Here is a 24,633-nt window from a genome sequence, read left to right as displayed (position 1 = left end):
TTCCTCACATAAATATATCATATTTAGTGTTTTACGCAAACACAAAAACATTAAACAATAATCAGGAGAAAAAACCCTCTTTTCCATCATATAAATACAATTTATCCATTCTCACCACGTCAAAGCTATTTTCTTCAAGTTTGATTAGCAAGTTATTCACATCAATATTTGTAATAGCTTGCTTTTCATTATTTGCGATAAACCTGCAGGTTATTTGGTCACTTGAAGATTTCGAGCCTCCTGGCCAAATTGCAAGTCCTTTTGAGTATATTGCTATCATTTTCAGATTACTCGATTCAAATAATCTTACTATTTGATCAAAATTGTTGGATTTGTCCCAAGCAAGCGCTATATCACTACCCACTAGCTTTTTAACTTTGTAATCTTGTTCGTAATGGTCTTGTACTTTATTTATTTTACTATCCAAATCACTGCTAATTATAAGCTCAGGTAATGTTGCAGGTTTCTTTCCTAGATTATCTATAACAGCTTGTGCAAATTCTTTTGTCCCAACTTTCTGCTTGCTCTTTTTCTCCTTATATAAATCAGCAGTGTGTATTCCATCTTCTAAGGTTTTTAACCATGCATTGTAAATTAGCCTTGCAGTACTCACTTGACCGATATAGACCAACATATGCACTGCAGCATTTAAAAGACCAGAAGGATTAGCTATGTTTTTTCCTGCAATATCAGGAGCAGAGCCGTGAACCGCTTCAAACATTGCATATTCATTACCTATATTGCTACTTCCTGCAAGCCCTACAGAACCTGAGGTTTGTGCCACTATATCTGATAATATGTCGCCATATAGATTTTCAGTTACTATAACATCGAAATTCTCGGGTTCTGTGGCAACACGTGCCATTCCAATATCAACTATATAATGTTCCGCCTTTATATCCGGATATTCTTTTGCAATACGATCAAACGCTGCATGAAAAGCGCCGTCAGTCATTTTCATTATGTTGTCTTTAGTCAGGCAAGTTACTTTCTTTCTGTTATGTTTTTTCGCATATTCAAAAGCGTACCTGCATATTTTTTCTGAGCCAGATCTAGTAATAATTTTAGTGCATTGGTACGAGTCACCAGTGAGCCTATGCTCTATTCCGGTGTAAACATCTTCTTCATTTTCGCGTATTACTACGATATCAAACTTACCGAATTTATTTTCTATAACAGGATGATATGAAATGCATGATCTGATATTTGCATATAACCCTAGGTTCTTTCTGAGCGCCACATTTAGGCTTTTGTGCCCTTTGCCTTGAGGAGTTGTCGTCGGAGATTTTAGTAATATCTTTGTCCTTTCAATAGATTCCCAACCACTTGGAGAAATGCCGTGAGACCATTCTTTACTATAAACACACTCTCCTATTTCAATAATATCTATTGAGATTTTCGCTTTCGCTTCACGCAATATCGACAGCACCGCTTCCATAATTTCTGGTCCGATACCATCACCATACGCAACTGTGATTGGTGTTGACATAACTTTCCTAACTATAAATAATTTAATGTTAATTCAAATAATAGAGTGGGTCAATATTATCCAAATTGGCATATTTACGATTGTTTAATAACGTATCTTTATATTAGTTGGTAATATAAAATATAGGTGGGGTATATATGAATACTGAAACGAGTGTTAAAGTAAATTATGTAGGGTTTACAAGGCGTACTGTAGCAGAAGTACTTGACTATATCATATTTTTCTTTCCTTTATTCATTCTATACATTGCAGTATCTGGCAATCACGAAGTTGATAACTTTCATGACGAAATTAAACAGTTAACATCTCCTTATACAATCTTTACATCAATGCTGTACACAGTATTAGAAATATTAATGATAACAAGACTGGGAGGTACTCCAGGACAGTTGTTATGTGGTATGTATGTCAAAGATGCAAATACATTTAAAAGTGTTACTCTAATGCAAGCAACAATAAGGTGCATTTCTGAGGCAGCTTTATCATTTGTTTTTCTTTTTTTAATTGATTATGTTTCTCAGTGGTTTGCAATTTTACCGATTCTAGTTTTTATATTCGCAATATTTGACCAACGTAAGCAGTTTCTTCATGATAAAATTGCAAAAACAGTAGTGATAGACTATAAACCTAGTTGATATTTTTCTATGTGTATTACTACTTGCAAAGTGACTTTTTTTGTTTCTGCATGAGCTAAATTAACTACCAATATCATACCTGAAGAACCCACCTGACCATTCTAGAAAATTTAACGCTGAGTACACTTTACTTTTAGCTTCTTCCACAGTGTTTCCTTCTCCTACTATATTTAGCACTCTTCCGCCATCGGAAATCCAATTACCACTTTCATCCAACTTAGTACCAGCATGAAACACTAGTACACCAGGAATGTTTTCAATTTTATCCAATCCTTTAATTACTTCTCCCTTTTGATAATCACCAGGATAGCCTTTACTTGCAACAACTACACAAACTGTAGCTTTGTCATTAAACTCCACTACTTTTGTATTTAACTTTCCTTCTGCAACTGACAACATCAATTTTAACAAATCACAACTTGAATCAAGCCTAGGTAACATGGATTGTGTTTCCGGATCCCCAAACCTAACATTATACTCAAGAAGCTTTGGACTATCTTTGCAAATCATTAAACCAGCAAAGAGTACTCCTTTATAGGATGTTCCCATGTTAGTCAGTGCTTGAATTGTAGGATATATTATTTTTTGGATAATTTTTTGCTCCATCTCCTTACTTATAATCGAAGGTGATGAGTATGACCCCATGCCTCCAGTATTTTGTCCCTCGTTATTTTCACCAACTCTCTTGTAATCTTTTGCACACCCAAAGGTTACTACCTTCAACCCATCAATAAGAGCAAAAAAACTTACTTCCTCTCCAATTAAAAACTCTTCTATGATTATTTCTTCACCTGACTCACCAAGATTTTTCTCCACTAGCATTGAATCTATTGCTGAAAAAGCCTCATTTTCTGTGTGGCATATTATGACACCTTTCCCTGCTGCAATTCCATTTGCTTTAATTACAAGCGGCAATTTTATTTTATTACTACGGACAAAATTTTTAGCTAACCTTTCATCAATAAAACGTTCATATTTGGCGGTCGGTATACCATATTGTTTACATAGTTCCTTCGTAAAAGACTTTGATGCCTCAAGTTTTGCAGCTGCTTGACTTGGAGCAAAAACGTTTATCCCCTCCGCAGTTAAATCATCAGCAAGCCCATTAATTATCGGCTGCTCTGGACCAATAATCACTAGCTCTATATTTTCTTTCTTGCAAAATTGTGTAACATCCACTGAATCTTGAATATTTATATTCACAAGAACTCCAAAATTTTCCATGGCCGGGCGACCAGGAGTAACATATAACTTAGTCAAGGTAGGAGACTTCTTTAAAGCCCAAAGTAAAGCATGCTCACGCCCACCAGAACCTATAACCAGAACCTTCATCTTTATTTCCTCGCTTTTCTATATGTCAAAATTATTGTTTGCTTATAACAGTATCATTACTCATGTATCTTTGCAACACGTTTGGTATTGTAACTGACCCATCGGAATTTTGATAATTCTCCATTATGGCAACAATTGTTCTTCCTATGGCTAAAGCTGAGCCGTTTAAAGTGTGAACGTATTTTTTTGTTTTTCTGTCAGTTTCTAAGAAGTATTTAGTATTCATTCTTCTTGCCTGGAACGTACCGCAATTTGAGCAGCTTGATATTTCTCTATATTTATTTTGCTCAGGTAACCATACCTCTATGTCATAAGTCTTTTGTGCAGCAAAACCCATATCGCCACTGCAAAGTAGCATTACTCTGTACGGTAATTCTAGTTTTTTTAATATCTCTTCAGCAACACTAGTCATACGTTCAAGCTCGTCTTTTGACTGGTCTTCAGTTGTGATGCTTACCAACTCCACTTTACCAAATTGGTGTTGCCTTATCATACCTCTTGTATCTCGTCCTGCACTGCCAGCTTCTTTACGAAAACATTCTGAATATGCAGTAAAACGAATAGGCAGTTCTTTTTCCTCTACTATTTTATCAGCAACCAAATTCGTTAAAAACACTTCACTTGTGGGAATTAATCTCAATTCGTCGGTAGTTAAATACGAATCGTCAGAAAATTTCGGTAGCTGACCAACATTATACATAGCTTCGTTTTTCACCAAAGCTGGGTGGTACACTTCAGTATAGCCAAATTCATTAACATGCATTTCAAGCATAAAATTTATTAGCGCTCGTCCAAGCTTAGCTAACTGTCCTTTTAATATCGCAAATCTTGATCCGGAAATTTTCGCCGCTTGTTCGAAGTCTATTAAACCTAATTTTTCTCCGAGTTCATAATGAGATTCCGGTACAAAATCAAACTGTCTTTTTCCTCCATATCTTCTCACCTCTAAATTAGAGTTCTCATCTGCGCCTATTGGCACATCTTGCGCAGGAATATTCGGCAAGTTAGATAAAACATTCACTAACTTATCCTTTTCTGCTTGTTCCTTTAAGCTAATTGCCTCTATCTCATTCGTGATGTCTTTTGACAACTCTATTTGCTCTTCACAAGGGCTCTTGCTCATTTTAAGCCTCTTTATTTCTTCCGTGACCTCGTTTCGTTGCTTATTTAAAGCTTGCAATTTAGTAGTCAGTGATCTTTTTTTATGGTCTATCTCTAATATTTCTTTTGCAGTAAATTCTTTCACCCCTCTGCTTTTTATTGCTTTTTCAAATCCTTTAGGGTTTTTGCGTATATGTTCTATATCATGCATATGTTGTGCTATTACTAACATCATTACTCTACTTCAAAAGCTTTGAATGCTCAATATTTTTACATATAAATGCTAATATTGATTTTACCTTCATAATTTGCTAGAATTGATAAACGTGAAATATAATATGTTAGCCATCATAGAAAGATACAATAAATCTAAAGAGAGTACTCACTTCACTAAACTTAAGTCTAGTGGAAGATTTGCTGTCTACGCTTTTTGTATATATTTGGCGACTACATTTACCATTGGCTGTTTGGGATTGATAATGGGATCTTTCCTCTTAACCTTACCACTTGCTATGCTCATCTCCAACCCTATAGCTTGGATCTTAATGGGAATAGTGCTTGCAGCGACATACAAGATGGTTATTGAACCTTTATTTTACTTGGTAAAAGGTTATGTTGATGAAAAAGGAACTGTAAAGGAAGAAAAGAGTCCAAAAGAGCAAAAATTCACAAGAAGTAAATCACTGGATAGTGGACTAGATACTATATCAAGACAAACAAATGATTCGGATAAGAGGGTACGTAGAAATTCCTATTCTCCATCTACAGATAGTGGTATTGTACCAGGAAGTGAACCTGCCTCAAGTAACAATAGTCGTAGAAATTCTAATGCTTCAGGAGATAGTGGTTTGGGTGGCAAAGAGTTTCATGAAGATTTACAAACTCTTATGCATCAGACAAATAGAGAAAATTACTATTACTGGCTACAAGAACATGATATTTCTCATATTGCAAGAGCTGTATATAACTATTCAGAAAATTCAAGTGGCAATGTAGTTTTTTGTATTCCTGGTGATGTGAGTACTTTAAACTCAAAACTGAAAGAGTATAAAATAGAACAAGGGAACACAAAAAAAATCTTTGCCTCGATTATTAATTTAGGAGGAAATCACTGGGTAACACTGATAGTCACATGTAATGGTAACAGACAATTTAGAGCTTATTATTGTGACTCATTTGGTAATAAATTACCAAATGAGGTTGAAGGAAAGGTAAAAGACGATATAAGTCTTGCTAATGAGATTGCTGAGAAGTGTCTAGTACCCTTAAATAATGAGGTGGGAAGTTTAATACGGAAAAGAGAAAATAATCCAGATAATGCTAGCCTTAAAGAGAAAAAAGATGATGTTGAAAAAACATTAGGTCATGCAAGAGAATATAGAAATAAGTTAGTTAGTAAGCCAATTGATACTAGTTATATAGTGGGCATATTGCAGGAAACCTTAGAGATAGGAAATGATAGCATAAAGAGTTCTGCGGTTGATCAGCAAAAAGATGGCTGTAATTGTGGAGTATTTGCTTTAGAAAATGCTCATAGGATTACGGAAATGCTCAACGAGGATAAATCATTTGATGAAATTGACAGAGAGTTATCAAAGTACAAGCCTAGGCCAGGACAATTGCACGAGAAGAGAGTTCGCAAAAGCACTTATGGAGGATGAAGAGTGGAAAGAATCCATTGCTGAAGGTGGAATTTTACATGATACTATACAGCAGCTCATTTCTGAAGATAGTAAGAAAGAGGAGGCACAATCTACCATAAGTTCGATTATTCAAAATGTTACTACAACGTGTGCAAGACGTTTGGGCTTAAGTAATTAATCTATAAAATCTATGTCCCTACAAATAGGAAGTTTGACGATTGATTCTCCAGTTATTTTAGCGCCAATGTCTGGAGTGACTGACTATCCATTTAGGAGTATTGTAAAGAAACTTGGTGCAAGTTTGCTAGTCTCAGAAATGATTGCAAGCAGAGCTATGATCATGCAAACTCGCCAGAGCATGCAAAAAGCAAAAGTCGATGAACTAACCGCTGTACAACTTGCTGGTTGTGAGCCTGATGTTATGGCGGAAGCTGCAAAGTTAAATGAGGGCATGGGTGCAAAAATCATAGATATAAATTTTGGTTGTCCAGTTAAAAAAGTTGTAAACGGTTACGCAGGGTCAGCACTTATGCGTGATGAAAAAAAGGCTGCTGAGATAATAGAAGCTGTAGTCAAGGCAGTGAGTGTGCCAGTTACAGTAAAAATGCGTACTGGATGGAATGACGAAAATCGTAATGCTCCGCGCTTGGCAAAAATTGCAGAAGATTTGGGAGCAAAGATGATTACTGTACATGGAAGGACAAGGGCACAGCTTTATAATGGTCAAGCAGATTGGAAATTCGTTAGAAATGTTAAAGAGCAGGTAAAAATTCCAGTTATAGTAAATGGAGATATTAAGAGTTTGAATGATGTTCAAAGTGCACTTAAAGAATCTGGGGCAGATGGAGTAATGATAGGTCGTGGTGCTTACGGCAAACCTTGGCTGATTAATCAAGCAATAAACTTTTTGAGTGGAAATAAAGTTTCTGAGCCAACAGCCTCAGAGAGATTAAGCATAATACTCAAGCATTATGACAGTATTCTTGAGTACTATGGAAGCGATACAGGAATAAAGATGGCCCGCAAACATATAGGATGGTACAGTAGCGGGCTTCAAAACTCATCTGAATTTCGTGTAAGAGTAAATAACATAATAGACAGCACAGAGGTGAAAGAAAATATAATTGATTTTTTTAGTTAAAAACAGATTAAACATACTACCTCATTAGATATATTCAATTTGACTGATCATAGTGCGATGCCACCACACTCTCTTCTTCATCAGAATGTAATTGATAACTATTATCACTCAGCAATTTTTCGTCATAAGTCTCAATATCAAAATATTTTTCATATTTATCTATATTTTCACAAAGCGAAAGTGCTTTCACCTTATTCATAATCAGACCCGTACCAGCAGGAATTAACCTTCCTACTATAACATTTTCTTTTAACCCACTCAAAGGATCACTCTTTCCGCAAAATGCTGCTTCCGTAAGTACTTTTGTTGTTTCTTGGAAAGAGGCAGCAGAAATAAAGGAATTAGTTTCAAGGCTTGCTCTAGTAATTCCCTGCAGAATAGGAAGATAATGAGCAGGTCGTTTTCCAGAGTTATTCATAGCATCATTTTCTCTATCAATTTCCAGCCTGTCGATATTTTCTCCAATTAAGTACATAGTATCACCAGGATCGGTAATTTCTACTTTTTGTAGCATTTGCTTTAAGATCACTTCTAAATGCTTGTTATCTATGCGCACACCTTGCAATCTATAAACTTGCTGTATTTCAGAAATCATATAGTGTGCTAACGCTTCTAACCCAAGCACACGTAGAATATCATGAAGATCAGGATCGCCATCCATCAATAAATCACCTTTACGCACAAAATCACCTTCATTGACTATTACATGCTTACTTCTTGATACTAAATACTCAACTTGAGAAGCTTGCTCATCTACAGGTTTAATTACTACACTGCGTTTTCCTCTACGGTCTTTTTCAGAGAACGTTACATAGCCATCTATTTCACTAACGATAGCATGCTCTTTAGGACGACGTGCTTCAAATAATTCTATAACCTTAGGCAAGCCACCAGTAATATCACGAGTTCTAACTGACTCTCTCGGCGTTCTTGTGATAACATCACCTGCATGAACCTTTTGGCCATCCTGTACATTAAGCACTGCACCAACTGGTATAAAGTAACATGCTTCCACACCACTTGAAAGTGTTATTACTTTTTCATTATCATCAAGCAGTGCAATACGAGGACGTAAATTAGCTACACCAGAGTGCAATTTCCAATCTTTTACTACTCTATTTGATATTCCTGTAGATTCATCCATCACTTCAGTGATTGAAATTCCATCTTTTAAATCTTGGTAAGATATTGTACCACTCTTTTCCGTAATAATAGGTAGTGTATACGGATCCCATTCCGCAACTTTATCACCAATTTTTACTAACTCACCCTCATTTACATAAAGTTTAGCACCATAAGGCACACTGTGCTTCAATTTTTCACTACCAAGGCTATCAATTAAAACGACTTCACAGGAACGGCTTATCACAATTTTATTTCCGTTTTTATCTATAATTATATTACTATTGTTTAGTTTTATTCTAGCATTAATAGAAGCTATAATATTTGAGGATTCAATACCTCTAGTCATTACCCCACCTATATGGAAAGTACGCATCGTTAACTGAGTACCTGGCTCTCCAACAGATTGAGCAGCGATAACACCAACTGCTTCACCTATTGAAACAATTTTACCAGTTGCAAGGTCTCTTCCATAACACAAAGAACACACACCAGGACTTATTTCACAAGTTAAAGGCGATCTAATTTTTATAGCATCAAGACCTGCAATGTTGATTTGCTTTACTTTACCTTCATCAATTAATTCCCCTGCTTTTAATAATAACTCTTTGGTTACTGGGTTATATATATCATTTGCAGCTGTTCTACCCAGTACAACACTCTCTAGAGATGCAACTATAGTACTACCTTCAACTATAGCTCTTACAATAAGGCCATTTTTCGTTTTACAGTCATGTTTTGTAACTATGCAATTTTGAGATACATCAACCAAGCGACGAGTTAAGTATCCAGAGTTTGCAGTTTTAAGTGCAGTATCAGCTAAACCTTTACGCGCACCGTGAGTAGAATTAAAGTATTCAAATACATTTAATCCTTCGCGAAAATTAGAAATTATAGGTGTTTCTATAATTTCACCAGAAGGTTTGGTCATTAACCCTCGCATTCCTGCTAACTGCTTCATCTGGGAAGTAGAACCTCTTGCACCTGAGCTAACCATCATATATATTGAATTGTACTTACTATTTTCATCATACACAGATATCGCTTTTAACATATCATTCGCTATTATATCTGTGCACTTAGACCACTCATCTATAACTTTATTATACCTCTCACTTTTAGTGATTAGTCCGTCTTGATACTGTGCAGAAAATTTCTTAATTTCACCCCTTGTATAATCAACGTGTGTAGCTTTAGTTTCAGGTATGACCATATCGCAACGACTAAAAGAAGTACCAGAAAATGTAGCATACTCAAAGCCAAGTGTCATCAATTTATCAGAAAATACCACTGTAGCACTTTGACCGCAGCTACGATATACTAAATCAACAATACTAGTTATTTCCTTAACTGTTAATACCTGATTTATTAAATCGAAGCTTAGATTCTCATGTTTAGGAAAAATCTGCCATAATATTAAACGTCCAGGAGTTGTACAAATAGTTTTATACTGAATGTTTCCATCGCTATTGATGTATTCCATTTTGTACTTTATATGAGAATGAATATGTAGAGTACCGTTGTTTAAGGAATGCTCAACTTCACAAAAAGAACAGAAAAGTGGTAAATCATCCTCCTTAAGTTGCTGTAAAGTTAGGTAGTATATACCAAGCACTATATCTTTACTAGGAACTATAATCGGTCTTCCATTAGAAGGACTTAAAACGTTATTAATTGACATCATCAACACTCTAGCTTCAAGTTGAGCTTCCAATGAAATTGGCACATGTACCGCCATTTGATCACCATCAAAGTCAGCGTTAAATGCTGTACAAACAAGTGGATGAAGCTGTATTGCTTTACCTTCAATAAGGACTGGCTCAAAAGCCTGAATACCAAGCCTATGTAGCGTAGGCGCTCTATTTAGCAAAACAGGATGCTCTTTTATTACTTCTTCAAGCATATCCCAGACTTCTGGCTTTTCTGCTCTTATTAACTTACTAGCAAATTTAATAGTTGGAGCCATTCCATATATTTTAAGCCTTGAGTAAACAAAAGGCTTGAATAACTCAAGAGCCATTCTTTTCGGTAATCCACACTGATTTAGTTTTAAAGTTGGACCAACAACTATTACAGAACGTCCAGAATAATCTACCCTTTTTCCTAAAAGATTCTGACGGAAACGACCTTGCTTTCCTTTCAGCATATCGCTAATAGACTTTTTATATCCAGTAGCGCCAGCTTTATTTACCAGAGCATTACGACGACTATTATCAAAAAGAGAATCAACTGCCTCTTGTAACATTCTTTTCTCATTACGAATCATAATCTCAGGAGGATTCAAACTTAACAATTTTCTCAATCTATTATTTCTATTAATAATAGTTCTATAATGATGATTTAAATCAGAAACTGCAGGTCGACCACTTTCAAGCGATACCAAGGGACGCAAGTCAGGTGGTAAAATAGGTATAGCTGTAAGTATCATCCACTCAGGTCTGTTTCCAGACTTGATAAAATTTTCAACAATACGTAATCTCTTTATAATTTTCTTTCTTCTCATTTCAGAAGCAACAGACTCTAACTCCTGTCTTAAATTCTTCCTAATTTCATGTAAATCAAGGCGTATTAGCAATTCTCTTATAGCTTCAACACCTTGCATAGCTATAAAGCTATCAACCCCATAGCTATCTTTAGCTTCATTATAAGCTTTCTCACTAATAATTTCACCTTTTTCAAAAGAGGAAACAAGAGGATCTATTACAACATAATTATCACTATATAAAATACTTTCGATATCTCTAAGAGACATATCTAATAATGCTCCAATTCTTGAAGGAAGTGACTTCAAAAACCATATATGAGCAACAGGAGATGCAAGCTCTATATGACCCATTCTTTCTCTTCTTACTTTAGAAGATGTAACTTCTACTCCACATTTTTCGCATATACGGCCCCTATGTCTTCTTTTTTTGTACTTTCCACATAAACATTCATCATCATTGACAGGACCAAAAATTTTAGGACAAAATAATCCACCTTTCTCAACTTTGAATGTACGGTAGTTTGCAGTTGAAACATCTGTTATCTCTCCATAAGACATACGTTTAATACTTTCAGGGCTAGCAATGGAAATGCTAACCTCATTAAAAGATTGTGCGATATTAGTGTGAGATATATCTTCAATTACTATGTCATTTTGCTTCAAATCCACATTAAAACACAAGGAACGCAACTCTTTTATCATGACATTAAAGGATTCAGGAATTCCACATTCAAAGTTACTGTCACCTTTTATTACCGATTCATAAATCTTAACCCTGCCATTAATGTCATCAGACTTCACAGTTAACATTTCCTGCAAAGTGTAAGCAGCACCGTAGGCTTGCAGTGCCCAACATTCCATTTCACCAAAACGCTGACCACCAAAATGAGACTTTCCTCCAAGAGGTTGTTGAGTAACCAAACTATAAGGTCCTACTGAACGCGCATGAATTTTACCATCTACTAAGTGATGCAACTTAAGCATGTACATGTAACCAACTGTAACTTTGCGATCAAACTTCTCACCCGAGCAACCATCATATAATACAACTTGCCCAGAGTTATCCAATCCAGCAAGTTCAAATAGCTTTACTATTTGTTCATCTTTTGGACCTTCAAATACAGGTGCAGTAACAGGAATGCCATCACGCAACTTATACGCAAATTCAATGAGGTGATTATCATTAATATCGCGAATGTTATTACAAATAGATAAATTACTGCCACAACTATAAACCTCAATCAGGAAGTGACGTAAACTACTGTGTGCATCTTTACAAGAGTTGAAATAATTCTCTACTAATGTAGTCAATTCATTATTTAATTCATCCTTATTAGGCGTATCTAAAATAGAAGCCGTTATTTCATCATCATTAATATCCTCAAATTTTTTATTATCAAGATATAATGCTGCAAATTTTTCAAAATCATCATCACTGAGAGATCTAATTGCCTCACAAAAAGCACGTTTGATTTTATTGATCTCATCAAGAATATTGCCTACTTTTTCTCCTAATTTTTTACAAGCCCAACCTACATGCGTTTCCAATATTTGACCTACATTCATTCGCGAAGGAACGCCAAGAGGGTTAAGAATAATATCAATAGGAGTACCATCTTCTAAATAAGGCATATCTTCTACTGGAACAACTCGAGAAATCACACCTTTATTTCCATGTCTACCAGCCATTTTATCCCCTGGCTGCAAACTATGTTTTACAGCAATAAAAACTTTTACTGACATCGACACACCTTGAGGCAGATCATAGCCTTCATGCAATTTTTCTACTTTTCGCTTAAAGTTTGCTATCGCATGTGATACTTTTTCATCAAAATCTATTTTTAAGCTCTCAACTTGCTTAGAAATAGATTGGTTTTTCAATCCTATATCCCACCATCCCTCACGTTCAATAAAATTAATACTTTCTCGATCTTGAGAGCCAGAATTAATAAGAATTTTTCTTAATTCATCATAGAAATATTGATTAATAACATTGATTATATGGTCTCGTTCTTTCTCAAAGTCGTTTGCCTCTTTTTGTTTAATAAGAAACGCCCTTTCGTTTTCTTCTTCCCCTCTGCGTGTAAAGACCTTCACATCAATCACTATCCCTTCAATATCTGGAGATGTATATAAAGAGGAATCCACACAATCAAATGACTTTTCACCAAAAATTGTCATTAACAATTTTGTCTCAGGAGGCAATGAAAGAGAATGCTTAGGTGTAACTTTCCCCACCAAAATATAACCTGGACCAACTCTTGTACCAACCTTTACTATACCACTATCATCCAAGTGATAAAGATTTTCTTCATTAACACCGGGTATGGCACGAGTTATTTTTTCCGACCCTAAAGGAGTGTCATGTACAACACATTCAAATTCTTCTATATGAATAGAAGTAAATAGATCTTTTTTAACAACTTCACTAGAAATAATGATTGAGTCTTCAAAATTATAACCTTGCCAAGACATAAAAGCGACTAGCAAGTTTTGGCCAAGTGCCAATTCACCGTTATTAATAGCAGGACCATCAGCTATCACATCACCTTCCTTAACACAATCACCTACATGCACCAGTGGTTTCTGGTTAATACAAGTATTATGGTTAGAACGCTGAAATTTTCTTAGATGATAAATATCTACATCCAAGTAGTTAATTCCTCCTTTGTCAAAAGCACGTATAACTATAGAGTTACTATCTGAGCTGTCAACTATGCCACCACGTTTTGCTAAAACTACAGCACCAGAGCCAGAAGCTACGAAAGACTCCATGCCAGTAGCAACCAAAGGAGCAGTAGGCTTCAATAAAGGTACAGCTTGACGCTGCATATTTGAACCCATTAACGCTCTATTAGCATCATCATTTTCTAAAAATGGAATTAAAGAAGCAGCAACCGATATTACCTGCTTAGGAGATAAATCAATGTAACTTACTTGATTACTATTTACCATTACAAAGGTACCAGCATACCTACAGTATAACATATCATCAACAAAGCAGTTGTTCTCATCAAGCTTTGCGCTGGTATCGGCTATATAATATAAACCTTCATCTATAGCAGACAGATACTCAATTTGATCAGTAACAACCTTATTAACTACTTTCCTATAAGGACTTTCAATGAACCCATATTTATTAATACGAGCGTATATAGCTAAGCTATTAATTAAGCCTATATTCTGCCCCTCAGGAGTTTCAATAGGGCAAATTCTTCCGTAATGAGTTGGATGAACATCACGCACTTCAAATCCCGCCCTCTCTCTTGTTAAACCACCAGGACCTAACGCTGACAACCTTCTTTTATGTGTTATTTCAGATAATGGATTAGTCTGATCCATAAATTGAGATAATTGGGAAGAGTTGAAAAAATCTCTTAAGACATTGGTTAACACTTTTGGATTTATAAAATCAGATGGAGAGACTTTATCTAAACTAGAAGTAGACATAGAATCAACTACTGCCCGTCCCAATTTTAATAATCCAGTTCTAAATTGATTTTCTATAAACTCTCCAACTGAACGGACTCTTCTATTTGCTAAATGATCAATATCATCTACAGATCCTTGACCATCACGTAACAATACTATTTTTCTTATAATTTCAATAATGTCTTCATGTGTTAAAGTAGTTAAATTTTCCTCATAATTTAACCCAAGGCAAGAGTTAAGTTTTAATCTACCAATGTTAGACAAATCATAATATTCCGAACTGAAGAAAAGATTACGAAAAAACTCCTCTACTATCTTTAAAACAGGAACTTCACCAGGACGCAAAACCTTATATATTTCATATAGAGCGTTCTCATAAGACATGTTTTCATCTAAGAAAAGTGTGTTTAATATGTAAGGTCCAACAGAAACATTATCTATGTTCAACACTGATATTTTATCTATAGATAATAATTCAAGCTTTTTTATATCCTCTAATTTTATAGATTCACCAGCAGATAAGACTTTTGTAGAACTAGCACTATCTATTAAATCTTCTGCAAGAAATAAACCACATATAGAATCATAAGGAATTAGATACTCTTTCAATCCGTTATCATATAGATTTTTAGCTAATTTTGAAGTAATACGAACATTAGCTTTAAGTAACACATTGCCTTCAACATTCTTTAAATCAAAAGGAAGCCTCACTCCCTTGAATTTATCAGGGGAAAAAGGTACTCTCCAGCCACTTTTATGTTTTATATACTCTATTTTTTCATAAAATTTATTAAGTATGTCATTATTTGATAAGCCCAAAGCCTTTAATAAAACTGATATTGGCAACTTTCTCTTTCTATCAATACGAAAATACAAATGATCTTTAACATCAAACTCAATATCAAGCCAAGAACCTCTATAAGGAATAACTCTAGCAGAATAGATCAATTTGCCAGAATTGTAAGTTTTTCCCTTATCACTATCAAAAAAGACTCCAGGAGATCTATGCATTTGTGAAACGATAACTTTCTCTACGCCATTGATGATGAAAGTACCTTTATCAGTCATCATAGGCAGTTCACAAAAGCGAACCTCCTGCTCTTCAGCAGATTTTATAACAGTTGCAAGCTTAGAATGATCATCATCTTCTTTAATCTCTTGATATTTTTCAAGAGAAACACCATCCTGCATAATAACAAGACGTATAGAAGCAATAACCTGAGCAGAAAAAGTTATACCACGTTTTATACATTCAGACTCACTATACTTAAGATCATCTACCCTACAATTCAAAAATTCGATAGTAGCCCTATGCAAAGGATCAGATATTGGAAAAATTGTATGAAAGATAGCTTCAAGTCTTTCATTACTCTCATTATTAGGAGTAAAGGAATTATATGACCCCTTTTGGACTTTAACCAAATCCAACAAAGAATCTTTTAAATCAATCGACCTGGAATAAGAAACTCTAGGAACAAAAGCACTAGAAGCACACATATAAGAAGAATCAACCATTAAAATACCTTCACTAATTAAAAGAGCTATATCAACATAAAATTAATATACTAACATTTTATTCAAGCTCAACTTTAGTTGCTCCTGCTTCAATAAGTTTTTGCTTTATTTTTTCTGCTTCGTCTTTAGAAACATTAGCAGTCAAATCTTTGGGTAAAGACTCAACTAATTCTTTCGCTTCTTTTAAATTCAATGTAGAATTAACTTCTCTAATAGCTTTAATCACTCCTATTTTTTTGCTTGCATCAATCTCTTTGATTACAACTTTATATTCAGCTTTTTCTTGAGCAACAGGAGCATTAGCATTATCACTAATAGGCACCCCAGCACCAACAGCTCCACCAAGAAAAGAACCACTAGGCAACCCTATTTTTTCTTCTAGAACTTTTACAAGTTCAGAAGCTTCTAATAGATTTAAAGATAATATTTTATCAACCAAATCACTTGTTACATTATTCATACTGACCACCTTATTTAACAACAAATTTATTTTTTAGAACTATAGTAATCCAAAACTCTCATAAGCCTCATAGAAGATGAATTAATAGACAATGCTAACCGAGCAGGAATATCATAAGATATTAAACGCATAATTTTAACACGCAATTCATCCAGAGAGGGAAGCTTAGCCAATTTGTTAACATCTTCCACTGTTAACAATTCATTTATATGAGCCGCACAAATCACAGACATTTTTTCTTTGTTAGCATTAATAAAATCAACTATTAACTTTGCAGCTTCTACTATAGCACTAGAATATATAATAGCAACAGAACCAGAAAATTTACCTGATAAATAAGAAAATTTACCAGTCCTTTCCAAAGCCAAGCAAGCTAGAGTATTTTTAACTACTAACATCCCACCCATTACAGATTTTAGACTATTCCTAAGAATTAATGAATTGCTAACATTCATAGACTTGAAATTTACCAATATTAAGAAATCATTATTTACAAACACATTCATTATGTTTTGTATAAATTCATCCTTATCTTTACGCTTCACAATTTCGCTCCCTTAAATTATATCTTCTACTTTGTTTATTTTATGAGCTTTACCCATAGTTGAATTTAAAAAAACGCTTTTAAAGTAAACTCCTTTCACAGAAGCAGGTTTATTGTCTCTAATTACTTTAAGAAAGGCTTTTAAATTTTCCAGCAAATCATCAATATCAAATTTAATACTTCCTAATTTACCATGAATAACCCCATTCTTATCCGTCCTGAATTTTATTTGACCGGACTTAATGGTTTTAGTAGCTTCCGCAATGTTAGAAGTCACAGTACCAAATTTAGGGTTAGGCATCAGCCCTTTAGCACCCAATACTTTTGCAATAGGAGTGATTTTTGCCATGAAATCAGGAGTAGTGATGCACCAATCAACATTCAACTTTCTACCTTTTTTTATCTCTTCAATTAAATCTTCTCCTCCTGTAATATCAGCACCAGCTTTTTCAGCTTCTAATAAATGTTTATCTTGAGCAAAAACAGCTACTTTAATATTCTTCCCGATACCTTTAGGCAACACTACTGTACCACGCACCTGCTCTTCAGATTTACGTGAATCTACACCTAAATTGACTGCGATATCAACTGATTCATTAAATTTTGCTGAAGCAGACTCAACAATCTTCTCCAAACACTGCTTAAAATCATCATTATATGTACTCATTTACCTAACCTTCCACAACTTCTATACCCATAGATTTTGCAGTGCCTATAACCATCTTCACTGCTGAATCTTCATTATCCACTTTCATATCAACCATCTTACACTTTGCCACTTTAATGATAGCAGACATAGATAATTTAGCCACTAATTCTTTACCAGAATTACCAGAACCTTTACTTAATTTAGCTTCCTGCTTAAGCAAATAAGCCACAGGCGGACCGCTGACAGTAAAATCATGAGAGCGATCATCCTTTATGGAAATTCTCACTGTTACTAAATCACCTACTTTATAACTAGCGTTAGCAGCGCTAGTAGCTTTATTAAAAGCTTCACAAAATTTAGGAACAGGTATACCACGCGGGCCAAGTACTGAAGCAATTTTCGGCCCTGGAACTGCTTTTCCAGCTTCCATAAGCAAGTTAATCTTAGCAACTACATTACTCATAATTAATCCTCTATTTTCTCTACTTGAGCCAAATCAAGCTCTATTATTGTTGGCTTACCTAAGATTGATACTTCAATATTAATAATTTTTTTCTCATCATTTACCATATCTACCTTACCAGTAAAATTTTGAAAAAGACCATCATTAATTTTTACTTTTTCACCTTTCTCATAACCATAACTCAACTTTTTCGTTTCTTGAGCATTGTAAAGCGCACTACACATTGAGCGAATCTCATTATCCTCAATCACCTTTGGAACATTACCATTTTTCAAAAATCCATAAACCTTAAGAGATTTTGGTATATTATTAATAAAATTTAATACCTCATCGCATAAATTCATGTATAAAAAGACATAACCAGGAAAGGACTTCCTTCGTTTAGCATTTTTTTTAGATTTTAAATCCATCTCACTTAATTCTTCACAAGGAATAAAAACCCTATTAAAATAATTATTAATATTCAATCTCATAGAATTTTCTAATATATATTGGCGCACTTTCTCTTCATAATTAGAGGCAACTCTTAAAATGTACCACTTATATCTATTAAATTCCTTACGTTTTAAAATTACCTCATCATCTGAAATCATCTCAAAATGACCAGACTCATCACCACAAAACCCAGTCATTTGATTCAAAATATTTTTGCTTTCATCACACAGATGCATACATATATATACTTCACATAACTCTTTTATATCAGATTTTACATCACATACTGTCTGATAAGGAATAAACACCTCCTTAAAGTAAACAGTATTGGTTGCCAACTCGCATATATCCTTCTCATACCCGTAATCGACTTTAATGATATACCATTTATACTTATATTCCATAAATAATTCCAAATAAAGTCTTAATTACGTAAAGAGACATAAAATCTACGAAGCAAAAGAAAATCGAAAAGCATAATATAACAGTTATTACAATAAACAAAGATGACAATACCTGCTGTTTTTTTATCCAAGCAATTCTCCTTATTTCTTGCTTTATATCGCAAAAAAAAACATACAGGTTTTTTAACATTTCTACCATAATATTAATGCAGGAGCGATAGGAATTGAACCTACAACCTCTGGTTTTGGAGACCAGCGCTCTACCAATTGAGCTACACTCCTATAATTCAAAGTTTACTCTAAAATTTCCGAAACAACGCCAGAACCAACAGTTCTACCACCTTCTCTTATCGCAAAACGTAATCCTTTATCCATTGCTATTGGTACTTGCAACTCCACTTCTATACTTACATTGTCCCCTGGCATTACCATCTCCTTTCCATCTAGCAATTTTATGCTCCCAGTTACATCCGTTGTCCTTAAATAAAACTGTGGCTGATAATTTCCAAAAAATGGTGTATGCCTTCCTCCTTCTTCTTTCTTCAATATATACACCTCCGCATTAAATTTCTTATGCGGGGTTATTGTCCCTGGTTTTGCCAATACTTGCCCTCTCTCCACTTCTTCTCTCTTTGTTCCTCTTAGTAGTATTCCTACATTGAGTCCTGCACTTCCCTTATCTAGCAACTTCTTAAACATCTCAACACCAGTACATGTCGTCTTTTGCGTCGCTTTCAGACCTATTATCTCTATATCATCCCCTGTCTTTATCTCCCCCTTCTCTATTCTTCCTGTTACTACCGTCCCTCGGCCCGATATTGAAAATACATCTTCTATTGGCAACAAAAACGGCAAATCTACAGGCCTTGGAGGTACTGCCACATACTCATCTAACTTCTCCATCAATTTATCTATTGATTTCTTTCCATACTCACTACTATCATCCTCTAATGCTTTTAACGCAGACCCAACTATCACAGGCACTTCATCACCTGGAAATTTATACTTACTCAGCAACTCTCTCACTTCCATTTCCACCAAATCTATCATATCAGCATCAGCAACATCAGCTTTATTTATATATACCACGATATATCCAACACCCACCTGTTTTGCCAGCAATATATGCTCTCTCGTTTGTGGCATCGGCCCATCAACCCCTGACACTACCAATATCGCTGCATCCATCTGTGCTGCACCTACTATCATATTCTTTACATAATCAGCATGTCCAGGGCAATCAACGTGTGCATAGTGTCTCTTTTCTGTTTGATATTCAACATGCGCTGTTGCTATTGTTATACCTCTCTTTCTTTCTTCTGGCGCTTTATCTATTTGATCATATGCTACAAAATTACCATAATGCTTTGTTATCGCCGCTGTTAACGTTGTCTTCCCATGATCCACATGTCCTATCGTTCCCACGTTTATATGCGGCTTTCCAAATGCTTCTACTATCGCTGTCATAATTACTAACCTTTAATTATACTTTAACTTTAACTCATCAACCACATATTGTGGCACTTGTTCATAACAAGAAAAATGCATACTATACTGAGCTCTTCCCTGAGATATAGAACGCAAAACATTTATATAACCAAACATATTTGCAAGAGGAACCGAAGCAGTAATTATTTTGCTATTATTACCTAAATCCAGCATATCAACAACACTGCCTCTTCTACTATTTATATCACCCATAACATCACCCATATATTCTTCAGGAGTAATGATTTCCACTTTCATTATAGGTTCTAGCATTTTTGGACCAGCTTTATTTGCCATTTCCTTAAAAGCACCTTTAGCAGCAAGTTCAAAAGCCAAAGGACTAGAATCAACATCATGAAAAGCACCATCAAGAAGAGTAGCCTTAAAATCAATCAATGGAAAGCCGGAAATTATACCACCTTCTTTTATCAACTCCAAGCCATTTTGCACTCCAGGTATATACTCTTTTGGAATAGCACCGCCTACAATTTTACTTTCAAACTGAAAGCCAAAACCAGGCTCAAGAGGTTCGAATTTTATTTTAACTTTAGCAAACTGACCAGCACCACCTGATTGTTTTTTATGAGTGTAATCAATTTCAACAGATTTAGTGATAGTTTCACGATATGCAACTTGAGGCGCACCAACGTTAGCTTCAACATTAAACTCGCGCTTCATTCTATCAACAATAATCTCAAGATGCAGCTCACCCATACCTTTCAATATAGTCTGCCCACTCTCTGCATTTACTGACATCCTTAAAGAAGGATCTTCTGCAACCAATCTATTCAAAGCAACACCTAATTTTTCCTGATCTGAGGTGGTTTTCGGTTCTATAGCAATTTCAATAACAGGATCAGGAAATTCCATACGCTCTAATAGTATAGGAAAATCAGATGAACATAAAGTATCACCAGTAATTGTTTTCTTTAATCCAACTAAGGCAACTATATCACCAACTTTAGCTTCGTTTATATCTTCTCTGTTATTTGCATGCATAAGCAACATTCTACCAATTCCTTCAGTCTCATTCTTTCCAGCATTTAACACAGCAGATTTAGATTTTAACTTACCGGAATAAATACGAATAAACGTCAAGCTACCTACAAATTTATCCGTCATCACTTTAAACGCAAGAGCAACGAATTTCTCTTTTTCTGAAGGTTTGATCTCAATTTTCTTTTCTGAATCTTTAGGATCAGTTCCAATAATTACATCAACATCAATAGGAGAGGGTAAAAAATCAACCACACCATCTAAAAGTGATTGCACGCCTTTGTTTTTAAAAGCTGACCCACATAATACAGGGACAAATTTTCCTTTAATGGTCCCGCTTCTCACACACTTTTTCAACAAATCAATTGGCAGATCGTTAGATTCAAAGTAAGTATTTATCGCCTCATCATCCATTTCAGCTGCAGCATCTAATAAAAAATTTCGATACTCTTGAGCCTTATCAAGCAAATCAGAAGGAATATCTTCATAAGAAAATTTAGCGCCTAATGTTTCTTCTTGCCATATAATAGCTTTCATAGAAATAAGATCGATTATGCCTTTAAAATCTTTCTCACTTCCTATTGGCAACTGAATAACTAAAGGTGATGCGCCAAGCTTCGTTTTTATCATATCGACACATCGATAAAAATTTGCCCCGATTCTATCCATTTTATTAACAAAGCAGATACGAGGAACGTTATATTTATCAGCTTGACGCCAAACTGTCTCAGACTGAGGCTCAACTCCAGCAACTCCATCAAATACAGCAACCGCACCATCCAAAACCCTCAAAGATCTCTCAACTTCAATAGTGAAGTCAACATGACCAGGAGTATCTATTATATTAATCCTATGATCATTCCAAAAACATGTTGTTGCAGCAGAGGTAATTGTAATGCCACGCTCCTTCTCTTGCTCCATCCAATCCATAGAAGCTGCACCATCGTGCACTTCACCAATCCTATTTTGTTTGCCAGTATAAAATAAAATACGCTCTGTTGTGGTGGTCTTGCCAGCATCTATATGAGCCATTATTCCTATATTTCTATACCTAGATATTAAAACTTCCATACCACAATCAATCAGCTAATATTAAAAACGAAGATGAGAAAATGCCTTATTAGCTTCAGCCATTTTATACTTTTCTTCACACATCTTAAATGCACCACCACATTTATTATAAGCATCTAATATTTCAGACTGCAAACAATAAACAGTAGTTCTACCGCTCTTTTTTCGAGCAGCAGAAGTTGCTCTAGCAATCCACCTTAATGCCAAAGAAATTGCTCTATCTTGACGAATTTCAACAGGGACTTGATAAGTTGCACCACCAATACGCCGAGAGCGTACTTCTATAGAAGGGGTAACATTTTCTACTGCTGTTTCAAAAATTGATAAGGCATCTTTGCCTATTTTCTTTTCAGCTAAGGACAAAGCACTATAAGCAATCTTTTCTGCAATAGATTTTTTACCACATTTCATAATTATATTAATAAAACGCATAAGCAAGACACTATCATAACGAGAGTCAGGGCTTGTTCTTTTTTTTGCTTTATTACGACGCGCCATAAATTTTAACCAGATTTCTTTACACCATATTTTGAACGAGCTTTCTTTCGATTTTGCACACCACGTAGATCAAGAGCACCTCTTATTATGTGATAACGTACACCCGGCAAATCCTTAACTCGCCCACCACGTATTAAAACAACAGAATGCTCTTGTAAATTATGACCTTCGCCAGGTATATAAGCCGTCACTTCACCATATCCACTAATCTTTACTCTAGCTACCTTGCGTAGTGCTGAATTAGGCTTTCTAGGAGTTGTAGTATATACCTTAGTGCAAACACCCCTTCTTTGAGGATTGCATTTTCCCAAAGCTGGCACCTTCTTCTTGCGAGTTAACCCTGATCTACCTTTACATATTAATTGATTTATCGTAGGCATATACTGTAAACTTAAAACTCTAAAAATAACTAAGTCTTAGTTATAAAATAATAAACCTCAATAGTCAATATAAAAATAAACATTACTACTCTAATAATCTCAGCCTAATTGCTTTGAAAGCTACTGATAATTATATGCTAAAGCGCATATTGGTTTTAATATTAAGAAATTATCACTTGCTGTGGTCTAATTAATATAGATATGGAACAAGTAATATACTGTGATGGCTATCAAAGAATATGCAGAAAATAATGCTTATAATAGAGCCAAGAGCTTCTAACATTAATGCAAAAATACCAACCGAATTACCAGTAAAGCCGGATGATTTTTACAATCCTACTCTTGACACTTAGATTTAATGCAGCTACCCTAAGTTCAAAATTCTATACTCAATTTTGCTGTTCTTGCATGCAAGGAACACGTTTTTAGAATAATGAAAACAATCAGCGCTTTAATTAAAGAAGGGTCAAAGCTACTATCATCACATAGAATTGAATCACCACATTTGGATTGTGAAATCATCATGCAGTACGTACTTGGAGTAGAAAGATCATTCACAATCATGAATCACATCAATCAGGTACCAAGAAACAAAGAACTTCTATTCTGGAAATTAACAAAAAAAAGAGCAGAAAGATATCCAATATCGCAAATAATAGGTAATCGTGAATTCTGGAGTAAAAATTTTATAGTTAACCAACATGTTCTAGATCCAAGACCAGATAGTGAGACAGTAATTTCAACAGTGTTAAAATATTACCAAAATAAGAAGCAAAAAATAAAAATTGCAGATTTTGGCACAGGCACAGGCTGTTTGTTGATCTCCGTACTTAGTGAGTATGAATATGCTATTGGAGTTGGTTTTGAAAAAAGCCTGGAAGCATACAAAATTACCTGCCAGAACACAAAGAAACATAATCTTCTCAACAGAGCTAAAATATTTCCAAATTCGTGGACAGAATGCAGAGATTTATTTGATCTCATAATAAGCAATCCTCCATATATTAAAAGAAGTAAGTTAAAAGATCTGCAAGCTGAAGTGCAAAAAGAGCCAAGAATTGCTCTTGATGGCGGTATCGATGGATTGAGCTGTTACCTGAGTATTTTTCCAATATTGAAAAAGTGCCTTAAAAAAGATGGGTTTGCGATATTGGAAATAGGCGAAGATCAAAGCAATATTGACAAAATAATACCCTTATATGGACTGGCTTTTCAGGAATACGTATACGACTTGGCTGGAATGAAAAGATGCATTGTTGTAAAGCAAGATAAAGAACATGACTAGTAGAACGCTAGCTTTCTAAGAACCTGTTCATAATCTCAAGAAAGGCATAAAGTAAGAAATAGAGT

Annotated in this window: 19 protein-coding genes and 1 tRNA gene; 5 read left to right on the top strand and 15 right to left on the bottom strand. The window is 34.9% G+C overall.

Annotated features, from left to right (window positions below; translation table 11 throughout):
• Positions 1 to 61: 61 nt before the first annotated feature.
• A complete protein-coding gene (icd, locus tag OOL05_RS01240; RefSeq protein ID WP_264375726.1) occupies positions 62 to 1,489 on the bottom strand; it encodes an isocitrate dehydrogenase in 1,428 nt (475 codons plus the stop codon).
• A gap of 137 nt (positions 1,490 to 1,626) precedes the next feature.
• On the opposite strand from icd, the gene OOL05_RS01235 reads away from it, so the two are divergent.
• Positions 1,627 to 2,124, top strand: a complete 498-nt coding sequence (locus tag OOL05_RS01235) for an RDD family protein (protein ID WP_264375727.1) — start codon at positions 1,627 to 1,629, stop codon at positions 2,122 to 2,124.
• Between the two features lie 60 nt (positions 2,125 to 2,184).
• On the opposite strand, the gene purD is transcribed toward OOL05_RS01235, so the two are convergent.
• Positions 2,185 to 3,456 (bottom strand): phosphoribosylamine--glycine ligase, encoded by a 1,272-nt coding sequence (gene purD / locus OOL05_RS01230; protein WP_264375728.1) that lies wholly within the window; start codon positions 3,454 to 3,456, stop codon positions 2,185 to 2,187.
• A gap of 31 nt (positions 3,457 to 3,487) precedes the next feature.
• Complete coding sequence (gene serS, locus OOL05_RS01225) at positions 3,488 to 4,768, bottom strand: serine--tRNA ligase (protein ID WP_264375838.1); 1,281 nt, start codon at positions 4,766 to 4,768, stop codon at positions 3,488 to 3,490.
• A 127-nt stretch (positions 4,769 to 4,895) separates the two neighbouring features.
• Here serS and OOL05_RS01220 point away from each other — a divergent pair, with 127 nt between their 5' ends.
• The 3 genes from OOL05_RS01220 to dusB are packed head-to-tail and all read left to right on the top strand — an operon-like array spanning position 4,896 to position 7,341.
• Complete coding sequence (locus tag OOL05_RS01220; RefSeq protein ID WP_264730482.1) at positions 4,896 to 6,218, top strand: hypothetical protein; 1,323 nt, start codon at positions 4,896 to 4,898, stop codon at positions 6,216 to 6,218.
• Positions 6,208 to 6,378 carry a hypothetical protein gene (locus OOL05_RS01215; RefSeq protein WP_264730481.1) on the top strand — a complete coding sequence of 57 codons (171 nt, stop codon included), beginning with the start codon at positions 6,208 to 6,210 and terminating at the stop codon, positions 6,376 to 6,378. The genes OOL05_RS01220 and OOL05_RS01215 overlap by 11 nt, the downstream gene beginning before the upstream one ends.
• A gap of 12 nt (positions 6,379 to 6,390) precedes the next feature.
• Positions 6,391 to 7,341, top strand: a complete 951-nt coding sequence (gene dusB, locus OOL05_RS01210) for a tRNA dihydrouridine synthase DusB (protein ID WP_010402373.1) — start codon at positions 6,391 to 6,393, stop codon at positions 7,339 to 7,341.
• A 34-nt stretch (positions 7,342 to 7,375) separates the two neighbouring features.
• Here dusB and OOL05_RS01205 read toward each other — a convergent pair whose 3' ends face one another.
• From OOL05_RS01205 to rpsL, 12 genes are all read right to left on the bottom strand, one after another.
• Complete coding sequence (locus OOL05_RS01205; protein WP_264730478.1) at positions 7,376 to 15,895, bottom strand: DNA-directed RNA polymerase subunit beta/beta'; 8,520 nt, start codon at positions 15,893 to 15,895, stop codon at positions 7,376 to 7,378.
• Between the two features lie 58 nt (positions 15,896 to 15,953).
• Complete coding sequence (gene rplL, locus OOL05_RS01200) at positions 15,954 to 16,355, bottom strand: 50S ribosomal protein L7/L12 (RefSeq protein ID WP_007301986.1); 402 nt, start codon at positions 16,353 to 16,355, stop codon at positions 15,954 to 15,956.
• Positions 16,356 to 16,381: 26 nt separating this feature from the next.
• Positions 16,382 to 16,900 (bottom strand): 50S ribosomal protein L10, encoded by a 519-nt coding sequence (gene rplJ / locus OOL05_RS01195; RefSeq protein WP_007301987.1) that lies wholly within the window; start codon positions 16,898 to 16,900, stop codon positions 16,382 to 16,384.
• Between the two features lie 12 nt (positions 16,901 to 16,912).
• Positions 16,913 to 17,566 carry a 50S ribosomal protein L1 gene (gene rplA, locus OOL05_RS01190; RefSeq protein ID WP_264375820.1) on the bottom strand — a complete coding sequence of 218 codons (654 nt, stop codon included), beginning with the start codon at positions 17,564 to 17,566 and terminating at the stop codon, positions 16,913 to 16,915.
• A 4-nt stretch (positions 17,567 to 17,570) separates the two neighbouring features.
• Positions 17,571 to 18,011 carry a 50S ribosomal protein L11 gene (locus OOL05_RS01185; RefSeq protein ID WP_010406829.1) on the bottom strand — a complete coding sequence of 147 codons (441 nt, stop codon included), beginning with the start codon at positions 18,009 to 18,011 and terminating at the stop codon, positions 17,571 to 17,573.
• 2 nt (positions 18,012 to 18,013) lie between these two features.
• A complete protein-coding gene (gene nusG, locus OOL05_RS01180) occupies positions 18,014 to 18,850 on the bottom strand; it encodes a transcription termination/antitermination protein NusG (protein ID WP_010406831.1) in 837 nt (278 codons plus the stop codon).
• Positions 18,840 to 19,040, bottom strand: a complete 201-nt coding sequence (gene secE / locus OOL05_RS01175; RefSeq protein WP_007301991.1) for a preprotein translocase subunit SecE — start codon at positions 19,038 to 19,040, stop codon at positions 18,840 to 18,842. The genes nusG and secE overlap by 11 nt, the downstream gene beginning before the upstream one ends.
• A gap of 19 nt (positions 19,041 to 19,059) precedes the next feature.
• A tRNA-Trp gene (locus tag OOL05_RS01170) sits at positions 19,060 to 19,132 on the bottom strand.
• Between the two features lie 12 nt (positions 19,133 to 19,144).
• Complete coding sequence (gene tuf, locus OOL05_RS01165; protein ID WP_264729962.1) at positions 19,145 to 20,317, bottom strand: elongation factor Tu; 1,173 nt, start codon at positions 20,315 to 20,317, stop codon at positions 19,145 to 19,147.
• 12 nt (positions 20,318 to 20,329) lie between these two features.
• Positions 20,330 to 22,405 carry an elongation factor G gene (fusA, locus tag OOL05_RS01160; protein WP_264375824.1) on the bottom strand — a complete coding sequence of 692 codons (2,076 nt, stop codon included), beginning with the start codon at positions 22,403 to 22,405 and terminating at the stop codon, positions 20,330 to 20,332.
• 21 nt (positions 22,406 to 22,426) lie between these two features.
• Complete coding sequence (gene rpsG / locus OOL05_RS01155) at positions 22,427 to 22,903, bottom strand: 30S ribosomal protein S7 (protein WP_264375825.1); 477 nt, start codon at positions 22,901 to 22,903, stop codon at positions 22,427 to 22,429.
• A 5-nt stretch (positions 22,904 to 22,908) separates the two neighbouring features.
• Positions 22,909 to 23,283 carry a 30S ribosomal protein S12 gene (gene rpsL, locus OOL05_RS01150; protein ID WP_010406837.1) on the bottom strand — a complete coding sequence of 125 codons (375 nt, stop codon included), beginning with the start codon at positions 23,281 to 23,283 and terminating at the stop codon, positions 22,909 to 22,911.
• 433 nt (positions 23,284 to 23,716) lie between these two features.
• Between rpsL and prmC the strand changes: the two genes are divergently transcribed.
• Entirely contained in the window at positions 23,717 to 24,568 is an 852-nt protein-coding gene (prmC, locus tag OOL05_RS01145; protein WP_139686898.1) for a peptide chain release factor N(5)-glutamine methyltransferase, read from the top strand.
• Positions 24,569 to 24,633: the final 65 nt, after the last annotated feature.

It is taken from the genome of Wolbachia endosymbiont (group B) of Episyrphus balteatus, from assembly GCF_947250575.1.
Taxonomy (GTDB): domain Bacteria; phylum Pseudomonadota; class Alphaproteobacteria; order Rickettsiales; family Anaplasmataceae; genus Wolbachia.
This window is presented reverse-complemented; position numbering and strand designations above follow the sequence as displayed.

Bases quoted from the DNA above. Each gene is read 5' to 3' on its own strand.
- purD (WP_264375728.1), bottom strand. From the start codon at position 3,456: ATGAAGGTTCTGGTTATAGGTTCTGGTGGGCGTGAGCATGCTTTACTT.
- OOL05_RS01235 (WP_264375727.1), top strand. From the start codon at position 1,627: ATGAATACTGAAACGAGTGTTAAAGTAAATTATGTAGGGTTTACAAGG.
- rpsG (WP_264375825.1), bottom strand. From the start codon at position 22,903: ATGGCGCGTCGTAATAAAGCAAAAAAAAGAACAAGCCCTGACTCTCGT.
- secE (WP_007301991.1), bottom strand. From the start codon at position 19,040: ATGTTAAAAAACCTGTATGTTTTTTTTTGCGATATAAAGCAAGAAATA.
- rplL (WP_007301986.1), bottom strand. From the start codon at position 16,355: ATGAATAATGTAACAAGTGATTTGGTTGATAAAATATTATCTTTAAAT.
- rpsL (WP_010406837.1), bottom strand. From the start codon at position 23,283: ATGCCTACGATAAATCAATTAATATGTAAAGGTAGATCAGGGTTAACT.
- OOL05_RS01185 (WP_010406829.1), bottom strand. From the start codon at position 18,011: ATGAGTAATGTAGTTGCTAAGATTAACTTGCTTATGGAAGCTGGAAAA.
- serS (WP_264375838.1), bottom strand. From the start codon at position 4,768: ATGCATGATATAGAACATATACGCAAAAACCCTAAAGGATTTGAAAAA.
- tuf (WP_264729962.1), bottom strand. From the start codon at position 20,317: ATGACAGCGATAGTAGAAGCATTTGGAAAGCCGCATATAAACGTGGGA.
- fusA (WP_264375824.1), bottom strand. From the start codon at position 22,405: ATGGAAGTTTTAATATCTAGGTATAGAAATATAGGAATAATGGCTCAT.
- OOL05_RS01220 (WP_264730482.1), top strand. From the start codon at position 4,896: ATGTTAGCCATCATAGAAAGATACAATAAATCTAAAGAGAGTACTCAC.
- nusG (WP_010406831.1), bottom strand. From the start codon at position 18,850: ATGGAATATAAGTATAAATGGTATATCATTAAAGTCGATTACGGGTAT.
- icd (WP_264375726.1), bottom strand. From the start codon at position 1,489: ATGTCAACACCAATCACAGTTGCGTATGGTGATGGTATCGGACCAGAA.
- OOL05_RS01215 (WP_264730481.1), top strand. From the start codon at position 6,208: ATGGAGGATGAAGAGTGGAAAGAATCCATTGCTGAAGGTGGAATTTTA.
- prmC (WP_139686898.1), top strand. From the start codon at position 23,717: ATGAAAACAATCAGCGCTTTAATTAAAGAAGGGTCAAAGCTACTATCA.
- rplA (WP_264375820.1), bottom strand. From the start codon at position 17,566: ATGAGTACATATAATGATGATTTTAAGCAGTGTTTGGAGAAGATTGTT.
- dusB (WP_010402373.1), top strand. From the start codon at position 6,391: ATGTCCCTACAAATAGGAAGTTTGACGATTGATTCTCCAGTTATTTTA.
- OOL05_RS01205 (WP_264730478.1), bottom strand. From the start codon at position 15,895: ATGGTTGATTCTTCTTATATGTGTGCTTCTAGTGCTTTTGTTCCTAGA.